The sequence below is a fragment of the Bradyrhizobium macuxiense genome, from assembly GCF_007993935.1.
Taxonomy (GTDB): domain Bacteria; phylum Pseudomonadota; class Alphaproteobacteria; order Rhizobiales; family Xanthobacteraceae; genus Bradyrhizobium; species Bradyrhizobium macuxiense_A.
This window is the reverse complement of record NZ_VITY01000006.1, coordinates 194943-208663: the sequence shown is the minus strand read 5'-3', so window position 1 is coordinate 208663 and position 13721 is coordinate 194943. Positions and strand designations below refer to the sequence as shown.

The window sequence follows — 13721 nt, the reverse complement described above, 5'->3', positions numbered from 1 at the left end:
GACAATGATCGATGAGGGAGAGTTGTGCATTGCGGCGACGAGCGCAATGGCCCGTCCGCAGATCAGCCGCGCACGATTCCGCCCATGTGGCCGGCATCGAGGAACAGAGTGTGCGCGTTCACATAGGAGGATTCATTCGAAATCAGGAACAGCGCAGAATAGGCGACCTCCCAGCCGGTGCCCTGGCGGCCGAAAGGCACTGTCAAGGCGCGATCCGATCGCCTGCGGCTGGCGTCGCGGCCCATCGGGGTATCCATGAAGCCGGGCGCGATCACATTGCAGCGAATGCCCTTGTCCTCGCCGGCCCGCGCAATCGCCCGTCCGAGCGCGATCTGCGCCGCCTTGGAGGATTCATAGGCCGGGTTGCGGCCGCCGGCGCGCTGGCTCGCCATCGACGAGATCAGGATGATCGCGCCGCCCGGCGCCATCAGCTCGAGCGCCTTCTGCGCGAACAGCATGTGGCTGCGCACATTGACGGCGTAGTCGCGGTCCCAGGCTTCCGCCGTCATCTTGGGCAATGACAGGCCGGAGGAAATGCCGACATTGAGCGCCAGCCCGTCGAGCCCGCCGAGCTTTTGCGCGCAGCGTTCGACCGCGGGCGCGATCGCCGCGACGTCGGAGACATCGACCACATCGGTAAAGGCCTTGCCGCCTTCCTTTGTGATCTGCGCGACGGTGCCGTCGGCGGCGTCCTTGTTGACGTCGAGGCAGGCGACCGCGGCGCCCTCGCGCGCGAACAGCACGCTCATGGCGCGGCCGTTGCCGATTGGCGGTTCCTCGTCGACGATTGTGCGCTGTCCCGCACCGACCACGATGATACGGCGGCCGGTGAGGCGGCCGTGGTTCTTCGCCAATCCCAGCGCTTCGGCGTGCAGCGACGAGGAGGGATCGATGGCTTTCGGTGCGTGGGTTGTGGTCGACATTGGCGTGCTCCCTGACGTCTTGTTGTTGTCAGGGAGCAGTAGCACGGCTGCGCTGGTGAGGCGACGTATCCGCCGCAGCGGGAAAATCCCGCGACGGGGAATATCGCGTCAGCTCGCGCCGAGGAAATCGCGCTTGCCGACCTCGACGCCGTTGTGGCGCAGGATGCCGTGCGCGGTCACGGCGTGGAAATAGAAGTTCGGGAACGAGAACGCGCTGAGGAACTGCTGGCCCTTCAAGGTCATGGTGCGGTCGGGGCCGATCGGGAAGGTGACGTCCTTGGCGTCGCCGCCTTCGAACTGCTCCGGCTTGAACGACTTCACATAGTCGATCGTCTTCGCCAGCCGCTGCTTCAGTTCGCCGAAGCTCTTCTCGGTGTCGGGCGTTGACGGCACCTCGCTGTGCGTCAGCCGCGCGCAGCCGCGTGCGGCGTGATCGCAGACCAGCTGGATCTGCTTCGTCAGCGGCAGCATGTCCGGATAGAGCCGCGATGCCAGCAGCACCTCGGGCGCGATCTTCTTCGCTTCGCAATGCGCCTCGGCCTTGGTCAACTCGCCGGTGAGGCTGCTTAGGATCTGCAAATATGCGGGGACGACGGCGTCATGGAAGGACATGTGATGCTCCCTGGTGCTGATGAAAGTCCGGATGTTACCGAACGGCGATGCTGCAAATGGGGCGCGGTTGGAAGAATACAACTGCGGGAGGCTGTAACACTTGGTCAAATATTTCCGTGGCGCTTTCTCAATCCCGTCATCCTGAGGAGCGCGAAGCGCGTCTCGAAGGATGCACGGCCCGGCCGGTGGCCGTCGACCCTTCGAGACGCGCTGCGCGCTCCTCAGGGTGACGGGGAAAAAAGACGGCGTAGCCCGGATGAAGCGCAGCGCAATCCGGGGAGCCACGTTCGGTTGTCTTCCCGGATTCCGCTTCGCTACATCCGGGCTACGGAAAGTGAGAGCGGGACTACCGCATCCCCGGCATCGCGGCGTCCGCGGCCGGCTGGGTGCGACCGCCGCCGCGCATCCGCGCGAGCAGCTCCGCGGTCGGCCAGGAATCCGCAGGCAGGCCGTATTTCATCTGCATCGCCTTCACCGCGCTGCGGCTCGCTTGGCCCATCACGCCGTCGATCTTGCCGACGTCGTAGCCGGCGCGCGCCAAGAGCCCCTGCAGCTCCTTGATCTCGCCAAACGGCAGCTGCGCGACCGGGGCGTGCGGCCGCTGCATCGGCGGTGCGCCCGCGATGCGGCCGGCGAGATAACCGGCGGTGGTCGAGTAGATCAGCGAGTTATTCCACTCGGTGTAGGCGGCGAAATTCGGATAAGCGAGGAACGCTGGACCCATGCGGCCCATCGGCAGCAGCAGCGAGGCCGGAAGCTCGTCACTTGGCAGCGCCTTGCCGTCGGTCAGAGTCACGCCGAGCGCAACCCATTTCGAGCGCGGCAGCTTGACGGTGAGGTCGGCCTGGTCCCACGGAAAATTCGCGGCCTGCGGCACGCGCACCTCCTGCAGCCACGGCTCGCCGCGCCGCCACTTCAATCCGTTGGCGATGTAGTTCGCGGTCGAGCCGATCACGTCGGGACCGCTCGCGAGCAGATTGCGATGGCCGTCGCCGTCATAGTCGACGGCATAGTTGAAATAGTGCGTCGGCAGGAATTGCGTCTGCCCGAGTTCGCCGGCCCATGAGCCGATCATCTCGTCGGGCGTCAGGTCGCCGCGCTCGATGATCTTCAGCGCCGCGATGGTCTCGCCCTGGAACATCTCCGAGCGGCGGCAGTCATAGGCCAGCGACACCAGCGATTTCAGCGTCGGCAGATTGCCCATCTGGGCGCCGAAATCGCTCTCCAGCCCCCAGAACGCGGCGATGACAGCCGGCGGCACGCCATACTCCTTCTCGGCACGCGCGAACGCGGCCGCATAGGTCCGGATGTATTGCTGGCCCTGCTGCATGCGATAATTCGCGGCCATGCGGCCGGCGAACTGGGTGAATATCTGCCCGAACACGCGCTGGCCGCGGTCGCGGTTGACGATGCCCTGGTCGTAGACCAGGTACGGCGCGGCCTCAGCGATCGTGCGCTGCGAGACGCCGGCGGCGACCGCCTTCTGCTTCAGCTCGGCGAGGAAGCGATCGAAGTTTTGCCCGTTGTGGCAGGACGCAGCCCTGGGTGAGGCCGCCGCCGGCGGGCGCGGCCTGACTGGCGCGGGCCCCGCGGGGTTGGGCAGCAACTGCTGCGCCTGACCGAGCGAGGAGAGCGCCAGCGCCCCCGCGATCGCTGCGATCATGATCGGGGCGCGGAGGGAAGATGCTGGCATCGATGTCACCGGCTGGGGAAAAAGGGGGATTTCAGGCCCGATCTGCATACACCAGGCTGACACCGGGCAACAACGGGGGTGCGGGCCTTGGACCAATTGGGCTAAGGCAGGTTGAAGTGCCGCCGCCATGATCGGCCGATGATTCGCGGGCAGGGGTGTCGGCGGATCGATCGCGCCCGGAGGGACCCATGTGGAGCTTTCTCGAGCGTCTGTTGGATTCGTCGACATTTTCGCCACACGGCATCTGCCTGTTGTGGGAGCCCGAGCTGATCTGGCTGCATGTGATTTCAGACGCCATCATTGCCGCTTCGTATTTTTCGATCCCGTTTGCGCTGGCGATCCTCGTCTCCAAGCGGCGCGACTTCCAGTTCGGCTGGATGGCTTGGCCGTTCGCCGCCTTCATCCTGGCCTGCGGTCTCACCCATGTGTTCTCGATCTACACGCTGTGGGTGCCGATCTACGGTCTCGAAGGCCTGCTCAAGGCGCTGACCGCAATCGCCTCGATCTTCACCGCGGTGCTGCTGTGGCCGCTGATCCCGAAGATCCTGGCGATCCCGACCGAGGCGCAACTGCGCGAGGCGCATATCGCGCTCGCCGAGGAGGAACGGCAGCGCCAGCACTCGGAATTCCTGCTCGAGCGTTTCCGCGAGGCCGAGGTCAATGAGAACAAGATCCGCCAGGCGCAGAAGATGGAAGCGGTCGGCCAGCTCACCGGCGGCATCGCGCACGACTTCAACAACATCCTCACCGTCATCACCGGGACCATCGACATCCTGGCCGAGGCGGTCACCCACAACCGCCAGCTCACCGAGATCACCGCCCTGATCCGCGACGCCGCCGAGCGCGGCGCATCGCTGACGCGGCATCTGCTCGCCTTCGCGCGCAAGCAGCCGCTGCAGCCGAGCGACGTCGACGTCAACGCGTTGATGGTCGACACCATCGAGCTGCTGCGACCGACCATCGGCGATCATGTCGATATCGATTTTCACCCGATGCCCGATCTGCCGCGCGCGCTGGTCGATTCCAACCAGCTGGTCACCGCGATCATCAATCTCGCGCTGAACGCGCGCGACGCGATGCCGAAGGGCGGCCAGCTGCGGATCGAGACCCGCACCGCCGAGCTCAAGCCGTCTGATGTGCACGGCCATGACGGGCTCGCCGCCGGCGATTACATTGCGATCGCGCTGATCGACAACGGCCAAGGCATCGCGGAAGCCGATCTCGCCAAGGTGTTCGAGCCGTTCTTCACCACCAAGGACGTCGGCAAGGGCACTGGGCTGGGTCTCAGCATGGTCTACGGCTTCGTCAAGCAGTCGAACGGGCACATCGTGCTCGACAGCGAGCTCGGCCGCGGCACCAGGGTCATGCTCTATCTGCCGCGCGCGGCGGCGGTCTCGCCGGCCGCGGTGCCCGAGCCGCGGCAGCCGGAGGCGCGCGGCGCGCAAGAGATCGTGCTCGTCGTCGAGGACGACAGGCTGGTGCGCTCCTACGTGCTGACCCAGATCGAGAGCCTCGGCTACACCACGCTGTCGGCCAATAGCGGTGCCGAGGCGCTCGCCGTGCTCGATAGCGGCGCGCCGGTTGACCTCCTGTTCACCGACGTCATCATGCCCGGCGCGATGAACGGGCGCGAGCTTGCCACCGAGGCCGAGCGGCGCCGCCCCGGGCTGCGCGTGCTGTTCACATCGGGCTACACCGAGAACGCCATCGACCAGGACGGCAAGCTCGAGCAGGGCATCCTGTTCCTCGGAAAGCCCTACAGCCGGGCCCAGCTCGCCCGCATGCTGCGGGTTGCGCTGCGCGAGCGGCGGACACGGCTCGCGCAGGTGCCGGCGGAGTAGACGCGCTTTCGTAGCGACCTCGTAGCGAGTAGCCCGGATGAAGCGAAGCGTAATCCCGGATCAGGTCGCGGGGTGAGGCATCGCTCCCGGATTGCGCTGCGCTCCATCCGGGCTACGGATCGCCGCACATGACCAATCGTTAATCCGCGCCGCGGCGCTGCGACGCACGGGTTCCTCTTGCGGCGTCGGCGGCAAAATCCCTACCTCAGCGGCGTCGATTGTGGCAGCATTCCGCCTGCCGTCAGGGAACCACGATGAACTATTTTCGTACCGCGCTCCTGCTTGCCGGCCTCACCGCGCTGTTCATGGGCGTCGGCTATCTGATCGGCGGCGGCACCGGCGCCGTGATCGCGCTGATCGTCGCGGCTGCGACAAACCTGTTCACCTACTGGAATTCCGATCGCATGGTGCTGTCGATGTACGGCGCCCATCAGGTCGACGCGCGCTCGGCGCCGGACCTTTACAATCTCGTCGCCGAGCTCGCGCAGCGCGCGGCGCTCCCGATGCCGCGCGTGTTCGTGATGGACGAGGCGCAGCCCAATGCGTTCGCGACTGGCCGCAATCCGGAGAACGCTGCGGTTGCCGTCACTACGGGGTTGATGCAGCAGCTCAGCCGCGAGGAGCTCGCCGGCGTGATCGCGCACGAGCTTGCGCATATCAAGCATCACGACACGCTGACCATGACGATCACGGCGACGATCGCCGGCGCGATCTCGATGCTGGCGCAGTTCGGCATGTTCTTCGGCGGCAACCGTAACAACAACGGCCCCGGCATCATAGGCTCGATCGCGATGATGATCCTGGCGCCGCTCGGCGCCATGCTGGTGCAGATGGCGATCAGCCGCACCCGCGAATACGCCGCCGACAATTATGGCGCGCGCATCGTCGGTCAGCCGATGTGGCTGGCGTCTGCGCTCGCGAAGATCGAGAATTCGGCGCATCAGGTGCCGAACATGGAAGCCGAGCGCAATCCGGCCACCGCGCACATGTTCATCATCAACCCGCTGTCGGGCCACGGCGTCGACAATCTGTTCGCCACCCATCCCTCGACCGCGAACCGCATCGCCGCGCTGCAGCAGCTCGCCGCCGAGCTCGGCACCCAGACCGCGCCGCGCCCGGCTGGTGCGAGCTACCCGCCGCGGAGCCCGTGGGGCGGATCGTCAGGCCAACGCGGGCCGTGGGGTTAAGGCTAGGTGAATTTACTTCGGATCGAGCAACTGGCTCGACTTCACCTCGCCCCGCGTGCGGGGAGAGGTCGGAACGCATCGTTAGATGCGTTCCGGGTGAGGGGGAGCCTCCGCGAGTCCGACTGTTCACTGTGCGTGCGGAGCCAGCCCCTCACCCCAACCCTCTCTCGGTAAGAACGGGGAGAGGAGCACGGTGTCGTCGCTATTCCACTGAATTACGCCGCGCTATGCGCTCGCCGCATCGAGCCGTTCGACCTGGTTCTTGCTGAGCTCGAGCTTCGCCGCCGCGACCAGCGTTGCGACTTGCTCGGGCTTGGTCGCGCTGGCAATCGGAGCGGTGATGCCGGGCTTGGCCATCAGCCAGGCAAGCGCGACCGCGGCCTGTTCGGCGCGGGTTTCCGCGGCGACCTCGTCAAGGCAGGCGAGGATGCGCAGACCGCGCGGGTTCATGTATTTTGGAATGCTGCGCGTCCCGCGCGGGCTCTTGGCGAAGTCGCTCTCCGAGCGATATTTGCCGGTCAGGAATCCGGCGGCCAGCGAGAAGAACGTGATCACGCCGACGTCGTTCTCAACACAGACGCGTTGCAGCGCGCCTTCGTAGCTCGACCGCTCCGCCAGGCTGTATTCGGGCTGCATGCTCTCGTAGCGGGGAAGGTTGCTCGCCTTGGAAATATCGAGCGCAGCTTGCAGCCGCTCCGGCGAGAAGTTCGAAGCGCCGATCGCCCTGACCTTGCCGGCCTTGATCAGTTTGTCGTAGGCCGCGAGGGTCTCTTCCTGTGCCGTCGTCTCGTCGTCCTTGTGGGACTGGTAGAGGTCGATGTGATCGGTCTGCAGCCGTCGCAGCGAATCCTCGACCGCGCGCGCGATGTAGTCCGGCTTCAGCCCGACATTGCCGCCTCCCATATCCATGCCGACCTTGGTGGCGAGAATGACGCGATTGCGGTTGCCGCGCGCCTTCATCCACTTGCCGATGATCGTCTCGGACTCGCCGCCGTGATGGCCCGGCACCCAGCGCGAATAGACGTCGGCCGTATCCAGGAACGTCAGCCCCTGATCGAGCACGGTATCGAGCAGGCGAAACGACGAGGCTTCGTCGACCGTCCAGCCGAACACGTTGCAGCCGAAGCAGAGGGGAGGGACGGTGAGACCGGAGCGGCCGAGCGGACGATGCTTCATGAGTGTTCTTTCTCTTGTTCTTGCGGGAGACGCGGACACTGAGGCAGATCGCCAGCGTTTGCAAGGCGCTGTCACGACAGCCGATGCAGAGATGGCGTGAGGTCACGCGCGCGCGTCAGGTCAGGCACGCTGCCCCTCCATGCCGCATCGATCATCGATCGATTCATTCGTCACGCAGGAACGCGATTTCATTTGCCGTGCACTTGATGTAGATTGCGCGGCGAGCTGCCACCGGTTACGCCGAATTCCGGAGAATGAGCGGCAGCGCTCATGGCCATCGGCAGGCCCTTTCTTCTTCATTTCAGTACGAAATCTCCTTCTGCCCTGGGCGACGCCCGGGTGAATGCCTTTTCATTCCCAGACAAAGATGGAGGGATTGCCATGCATTTCTGCCTCTCAGGGGAATACACGCCGCGTGCGATCAACAACATCCTGGAGAACCCGAGCACCAATCGATTGGAGGCGGCCAAGAAGTTGATCGAGGCGGGCGGCGGCAAGTTGATTTCGATGTACAGCATGGCGACCGACGGCCCCAGCGTGATGGTGATCTTCGACGTTCCGGATCCGACCGTCGCGCCTGCCATCACCGGCATCGTCGTCGCGGCTGGCGCCATCCAGAACGTGAAGCTGGTCCGGCTGTTTACCCAGGACGAGATCAAGGTCGTGCGTCAGCACGCGGCCAAGCTCAAGGCTGCCTACTCGCCGCCGGGCAGCTGACGGCCACGGACGACCAAACGCGGCGCAGATCGATCTGATGTCACTCTCGCGCGGCGGCGCTTCGCAGCGTCCCGCGCAGAGGCGGGGGCCGTTGCGTGCCGCTGATCCGGGGCGCGTCAACGGATGGGCATTAGCTCGGGCGGATGTCGCGCGCGCATGCTGGCTCGCATTAGCCCCGGCCGGTTGTGCTGTCGCGCGACGTCCGCTCCCTCGCTCGCAGCGCGTAATCGAGCCGCCGCGGCATCTGACTCACGCCGGCGTCGCGGCCGCTTGTGTGTCAGCCGGAGTCCGATGATTCCTCTTCCGCATCCGCGTTTGGCGGCCAGGCGCCGCGCCGGACCAGCGCCTCGTGCAAGAGCTTTTCGATCTGGCCCTGGCGCGAGCGGAATTCCGCGGCGGCCAGCCGGTCGAGGATGCCAAGCAGCGGGCCGCCGAGCCGCAGCAGGATCGGCTCCTTGTCCGGCCCCTTGGGGCGCCCGCGCTTAGGCATACAGTGTTCCGGTGTTGACGACCGGCGTCGCATCCTTGTCGGAGACCAGCACCACAAGCAGATTCGACACCATCGCCGCCTTGCGTTCGGGATCGAGATCGATGTCGGTCTGCTCCTTCAGCTTGTCGAGCGCCTCCTTGACGATGTCGACCGCGCCCGAGACCACGAGCTTGCGCGCGGCGATCACCGCGCTCGCCTGCTGGCGGCGCAGCATCACCGGGGCGATCTCCGGCGCGTAGGCGAGATGGTTGATCCAGGCTTCGTTGATGGTCACGCCGGCCACCGCAAGGCGCTCCTTGAGTTCGACGATCAACTCGTTGGTGACCTGATCGCCGCTCTCGCGCAGCGACAGCGTGCGTGCGGCCACCTGGTCGTGGCTGGCGGCCTCGTCGGGACCCGCATGCGCGACCGCCTCGTCGAAATCATAGGGATGGCGTCCGGCGATGTGGCGCAGCGCCGATTCCGTCTGCGCGCCGACGAAGTCGGCATAGTCGTCGATCTGGAAGATCGCCTTGGCGCTGTTGTCGACGCGCCAGACCACAACGGCGCCGATCTCGATCGGGTTGCCGATCAGATCGTTGACCTTCAGCTTGCCGCATTCATGGTAGCGGACGCGCTGCGATACTTTCGCGATCTTGAACAACGGCACGGTGGCGCGCAGCCCCGGCGTGGAATCCGTGCCGGCGTAGGCGCCGAACAATGTCAGCACCGCGCTCTCGTTCGGCTGCAGCGAATAGATCGACGAGCCGAACAGAATGGCGACGATCAGGCTCAGCAGCGCGCCGAGCAGCGACCAGGTCGAGGCGTGCATGAACGCGCCGTAGCCGCACCAGACGGTGAGCACGAGAAAGAACAGCGCGAGCAGAAGCGCGACATAGCCGCTGCCGACAAGGATGGCCGGCCGGTCGTCGACCCTGACCTTGATCGTGGAAAGGCCTGAAGCGGAATGGTCTTGCATGGTCATGGGAGCAAACCCCTGATGCATCCAGCATAATTGCTGATATTTTTTGATATCATAAAATGAGCGCGGACAGAAGTAGGCTGCCATTGACGATGCCGCGATCGGCGTATTCTCCAGCCAGACCAATCACATAGGTGGGACACGGACGGAGCGCGGGTAGTCTAGGCTGGATCGGCACGCGGCCATCACCCGGGTCTGCGATCCCCGCTCAAGCCGAGCAGCGCGCATTGCGCCGCGCGTGCCTGGATCGCCTTGGATCGCCGACAAAATGTCGTCTCGGAAAATCGGCTACGCCGCGCGAAATGAAGTAGAGAGTGCGGTGTAATGTACAGACGCTGCTAGCGCGCGGCTTGCGCGGCGGCGTCGGGCAGGGTTGGGGTCTGAGGGTGCATCACCTGGTTTCGATTGTTGGCGGCGCGGTATCGGTGACGCGCGCGAAATTGCCTGCCCGCATGATCCGGCTGGCCTGCGGTATCGCGATCGGTTGCGCGCTCACCGGCTTCACGCCGCAACGGGCCGCGGCGCAGGTGCCATTCTCGCCGTTTCAACCGGTGCGGAAGATCGAGGCGGCGAAGCCTTTGGCGCGCGACGTCGACGGCCCGCCTGCCGTCAGCCAGCGGCTCGACGGCACCGCGTTCTTTGTCGACGATCTCGGCCACATGCTGACCGCGCGTCATGCAGTCGTGGACTGCGCCCGTATTGTCGTCAGCAAGGAGGGCCGCGCCGTTGCAGCGCGCGTCGTGGCGCTGGCTGCGAGCGACATTGCCCTGATCAAGGTCCCGCGCACGCTGGGCCTCGCAGCGGTATTTCCGCGCGTCAGCCCGTCCGTCGCCAACGACATGGTGTTCGCCGAGGCCTATGACCGCCTGAAGCCGATGCTCGCGCATGGCGGATCCCTCGGCAACGCGTTCGTCGACACCACGCTGCGCGATCCCGAGCATCTCGTGCTGCGCTCGAATGTCACCTTCGGCACCAGCGGAGCGCCGGTGCTGGACTCCCGCGGCCTCGTCGAAGGGGTGGTGAGCCGCAGGACCACGATCGATCGTGTGCTGGCGGTCGATGCCGCGCACGCCAAATCCTTTCTTGCCGCACATGGCGTGCGCTTCCAGGAGGACGACCGGCCGCAGATGAGCGGCACCGCGTCCCGCGCGCATCGCGCCGCCAGCATCTCGGCGCGCGTCACATGCCTGCAACAATGAGCGACTAGTTGCTCTCGCGTCGTCCTGTCAGCCTGCTGTCTGCGGTCAACCCTTGTCCAGAACCATGCTCATTCTGCGGGGCACGCTCGTGCTCTCGTTCGGCCTGCTCGTCTTCTCCCCGGCGCCAGGCCATGCTCAAGACTTTCGCAATCCCGAACAGGCGCCGCCGTCCTGGGCGCAGTTCGCCAAGCTGGTCAAATACCGGTTCGAGGAATGGATCGCGGCCGACGAGACGGTCGCCAATCGCTTCCGCAACTGGGTGATCGAGCATTCCGGCAAGGAGAACGGGCCGCCGCCGACGCTCGTGGTGCGCGCCTGGCTCAACCCGGACGGCACCGTCGAGCGCGTCACGTTTCCTGCGTTCAACGACGCCGGCGCGACCGAGGATCTGCGCACCATCCTGAAGCGCGGCAATGTCGGCGAGGCACCGCCGCCGGAAATGTTGCAGCCGCTCAACCTGCGCTTCTCGCTCAATCTGCGCAAACCTTGAGTGGTCGCGCCGGTTGCGCGTCCGTCCCCTTGTCATTCCGGGGCTTGCTTCGCCCGCCCGGAATGACGAGGGGAGCGTGGCCCCCGGCGCTGATTTGCCCGACGGCGGATGTGCGACTCACAGGCGCCGCGAGGCATTCAGTGTCGTCCCTGCGAAAGCAGGGACCCATAACCACCGATGCGGATTGATGCGTCACATCGGAACGACGAGTCCCATTCACAACACCGGCCGCGGCGTATGGGTCCCTGCTTTCGCAGGGACGACGTGGGAGGAGCTTTGTCCCATCCTCACCTGTCATCGTCCGGCTTGACCGGGCGATCCAGTACGCCGCGGCCTCCCGGCTCTAACACTGCTGTCTCTGGAATACTGGATCACCCGCTTTCGCGGGTGATGACACCGCGTGTTGGGCTGCGACGGTGGGACTGTTCGCTTCGCTTGCAATGGCGGGTACAATTTCGACCGCTGACAAATGGAGGCACAACTCCAATGGCCAAACAACGACCCGCACGCTCGCGGCGCGCTTTCGTCGGCGCAGCCATCGCAGGACTTCCCGCTGCGCTCCTGCTGCGACGCGCAGCCGCTTCCGACAAAATGACAAAACCGCAGGCCGAATATCAGGACACGCCGAACGGCATCTACTCCTGCGGTCTGTGCACACTGTTCGTCGCGCCCGACGGCTGCAAGGTGGTGGACGGTGTCATCGGCAAGGACGGGTGGTGCAAGGCGTTTGCCGCTGTGGATTGATCTCACAACTCCCGCGCGTTCGAAAACGCGAACGACGACACCCGCCGCGTCGTTTCATCCAGGATCAGCGTGCGGGTGATCGGCGGTTCGGCGCGCTGGCTGCAATTCTCGCGCTCGCAGAGCCGGCAGTTGACGCCGATCGGGGTGCCCTCGGCCTTTTCCAGATCCATCCCGGTCGCATAGACCAGCTTGGCCGCGTGACGGATCTCGCAGCCGAGCCCGATCGCGAAGCGCGGCTGCGGCTGCGGGTAGGGCGCGACCGGCCGGCGCACCGTCTGCGCGATCGAGAAGTAGCGCGTGCCGTCCGGCAGCTCGATCACCTGGCTGAGCAGGCGGTCGGGCATGTCGAAGGTCGAATGCACGTTCCAGAGCGGGCAGGTGCCGCCGAACTTGGAGAACGGGAAGGTGCCGGAGGAAAACCGCTTCGACACGTTGCCGGCATTGTCGACGCGCAGCAGGAAGAACGGCACGCCGCGCGCGTTCGGCCGTTGCAGCGTGGTGAGGCGGTGGCAGACCTGCTCGAAGCCGGCGTTGAAGCGCTGCGCCAGCACGTGGACGTCGTAGCTCAGGGCTTCGGCGGCGGAATGAAACGGCTGGTAGGGCATCATCGCGGCGGCCGCGAAGTAATTGGCGAGCGTGATGCGATAGAGCCTGCGCGCGGTGTCGTCGAGCGGCCCGGCGCGGCTGACGATCGCGTCGATCGCCGCGCCACATTCGACAAAGCCGATCTGCAGCGCGAGCTGGAAGCTGCGGCCGGAGCTGTCGACGAGCTCGGAGATCAGGAGCTGCCGGCGGTGGCGGTCGAAACGGCGCAGCGTCTCGCGCATCACGTCGACCGGCATGACACGGGTGACGATCGAATGTTTTTCGCGCAAGCGCGTGGCGAGTGCGGTGAACAGGCCTTCGGTCGGGACGTTGAGCTCGTCGCGCAGAGTTTCCGCCGCGGTCTCGAGCTCTGGAAAATAGTTGCGGTTGGCCTCGATCAGGTCGCGCACCCGCTCGATCGGGTTGGCGTCGAACTGCGAACCTTCGCGGTCAGCCATCTGCGCCGCCACCAGCGTCTCGCCGCGGCGCGCCTCGGTATAGGCGGCGTAGAGTCGCTGCAGCGCATGCGTCACGCCGGGGCAGAGCTCGGCGAGGTCGCGTAGCTCCTGCTTCGGCAGGTCGATCTGGCGGAACAGCGGGTCGGAGAAGATCTCGTTGAGTTCCGCGAAGAAGCGGTCCTCGTCGGCGGTGGCGAGATCGCGCAGATCGAGATCGTAGGTCTCGGCCAGCCGCAGCAGGATCTGCGCGGTCACCGGGCGCTGGTTGCGCTCGATCAGGTTGATGTAGGAGGGCGAGATGCCGAGCCCCTCGGCGATCTGGGTCTGCGACAGCCCCAATTGCTGGCGGATCCGCCGGAACCGCGGCCCGACGAACAGCTTCTTTCCAGATTCGCCGGGCATGGCAGCCTTCCTGACCTATTTTGTGACAGAATTTACAAATCGACATTTATTACAAGTTCAGATGTTACATGACATCACCAATAAAAAACAAGGGATCTGTACGAACTTCAGCTTTTCGCGTTTATCTCCTGACACGCACTTCGCGATGCTCTGTCAAGAATGTCGAACCGGCGAGCAGGTTGCGGGGATCAGGTTTCAGGCGGCTGAGCAAAGGCAGCACGGTTTTTTCAAAGGAGACTGACG

The 13721-nt window shown here is 65.3% G+C and carries 14 protein-coding genes; 7 read left to right on the top strand and 7 right to left on the bottom strand.

Annotated features, from left to right (window positions below; translation table 11 throughout):
- Positions 1 to 62 precede the first annotated feature (62 nt).
- The 3 genes from FBZ93_RS17955 to FBZ93_RS17945 all read right to left on the bottom strand — a co-directional run bounded on the left by FBZ93_RS17955 (position 63) and on the right by FBZ93_RS17945 (position 3228).
- Positions 63 to 923 carry an SDR family NAD(P)-dependent oxidoreductase gene (locus tag FBZ93_RS17955; RefSeq protein WP_146987214.1) on the bottom strand — a complete coding sequence of 287 codons (861 nt, stop codon included), beginning with the start codon at positions 921 to 923 and terminating at the stop codon, positions 63 to 65.
- A gap of 108 nt (positions 924 to 1031) precedes the next feature.
- Entirely contained in the window at positions 1032 to 1535 is a 504-nt protein-coding gene (locus FBZ93_RS17950) for a DUF1993 domain-containing protein (RefSeq protein WP_146987213.1), read from the bottom strand.
- 346 nt (positions 1536 to 1881) lie between these two features.
- On the bottom strand, positions 1882 to 3228 hold the full coding sequence (locus tag FBZ93_RS17945) for a lytic murein transglycosylase (protein ID WP_246667538.1): 1347 nt from the start codon (positions 3226 to 3228) through the stop codon (positions 1882 to 1884).
- Positions 3229 to 3416: 188 nt separating this feature from the next.
- Between FBZ93_RS17945 and FBZ93_RS17940 the strand changes: the two genes are divergently transcribed.
- Positions 3417 to 5069, top strand: coding sequence for an ATP-binding protein (locus tag FBZ93_RS17940; protein WP_146987212.1), 1653 nt, complete (start codon positions 3417 to 3419; stop codon positions 5067 to 5069).
- Between the two features lie 254 nt (positions 5070 to 5323).
- On the top strand, positions 5324 to 6256 hold the full coding sequence (htpX, locus tag FBZ93_RS17935) for a zinc metalloprotease HtpX (RefSeq protein WP_146987211.1): 933 nt from the start codon (positions 5324 to 5326) through the stop codon (positions 6254 to 6256).
- Positions 6257 to 6481: 225 nt separating this feature from the next.
- Here htpX and FBZ93_RS17930 read toward each other — a convergent pair whose 3' ends face one another.
- A complete protein-coding gene (locus FBZ93_RS17930; RefSeq protein WP_146987210.1) occupies positions 6482 to 7432 on the bottom strand; it encodes an aldo/keto reductase in 951 nt (316 codons plus the stop codon).
- Positions 7433 to 7702: 270 nt separating this feature from the next.
- On the opposite strand from FBZ93_RS17930, the gene FBZ93_RS17925 reads away from it, so the two are divergent.
- Entirely contained in the window at positions 7703 to 8149 is a 447-nt protein-coding gene (locus FBZ93_RS17925; protein ID WP_246667537.1) for a GYD domain-containing protein, read from the top strand.
- A 277-nt stretch (positions 8150 to 8426) separates the two neighbouring features.
- Here the strand turns inward: FBZ93_RS17925 and FBZ93_RS17920 are convergent, their stop codons facing one another.
- Entirely contained in the window at positions 8427 to 8639 is a 213-nt protein-coding gene (locus tag FBZ93_RS17920; protein WP_146987209.1) for a toxin-antitoxin system HicB family antitoxin, read from the bottom strand.
- Positions 8632 to 9603, bottom strand: a complete 972-nt coding sequence (locus FBZ93_RS17915) for an SPFH domain-containing protein (RefSeq protein WP_146987208.1) — start codon at positions 9601 to 9603, stop codon at positions 8632 to 8634. The genes FBZ93_RS17920 and FBZ93_RS17915 overlap by 8 nt, the downstream gene beginning before the upstream one ends.
- Before the next feature lie 383 nt (positions 9604 to 9986).
- Between FBZ93_RS17915 and FBZ93_RS17910 the strand changes: the two genes are divergently transcribed.
- From FBZ93_RS17910 to FBZ93_RS17900, 3 genes are all read left to right on the top strand, one after another.
- Positions 9987 to 10799 (top strand): S1 family peptidase, encoded by an 813-nt coding sequence (locus tag FBZ93_RS17910; RefSeq protein WP_246667536.1) that lies wholly within the window; start codon positions 9987 to 9989, stop codon positions 10797 to 10799.
- A gap of 64 nt (positions 10800 to 10863) precedes the next feature.
- Positions 10864 to 11289 (top strand): hypothetical protein, encoded by a 426-nt coding sequence (locus FBZ93_RS17905; RefSeq protein WP_246667535.1) that lies wholly within the window; start codon positions 10864 to 10866, stop codon positions 11287 to 11289.
- Between the two features lie 486 nt (positions 11290 to 11775).
- On the top strand, positions 11776 to 12033 hold the full coding sequence (locus tag FBZ93_RS17900) for an iron oxidase (RefSeq protein WP_146987207.1): 258 nt from the start codon (positions 11776 to 11778) through the stop codon (positions 12031 to 12033).
- A gap of 2 nt (positions 12034 to 12035) precedes the next feature.
- Here the strand turns inward: FBZ93_RS17900 and FBZ93_RS17895 are convergent, their stop codons facing one another.
- The gene (locus tag FBZ93_RS17895; RefSeq protein WP_146987206.1) at positions 12036 to 13478 is read right to left on the bottom strand and encodes a helix-turn-helix domain-containing protein; all 1443 of its coding nucleotides are present in this window, start codon (positions 13476 to 13478) and stop codon (positions 12036 to 12038) included.
- Here FBZ93_RS17895 and FBZ93_RS17890 point away from each other — a divergent pair.
- Positions 13477 to 13719: a hypothetical protein gene (locus FBZ93_RS17890; RefSeq protein ID WP_146987205.1), complete on the top strand. Its 243-nt coding sequence runs from the start codon at positions 13477 to 13479 to the stop codon at positions 13717 to 13719. The genes FBZ93_RS17895 and FBZ93_RS17890 overlap by 2 nt on opposite strands.
- The last annotated feature ends 2 nt before the right edge of the window (positions 13720 to 13721 follow it).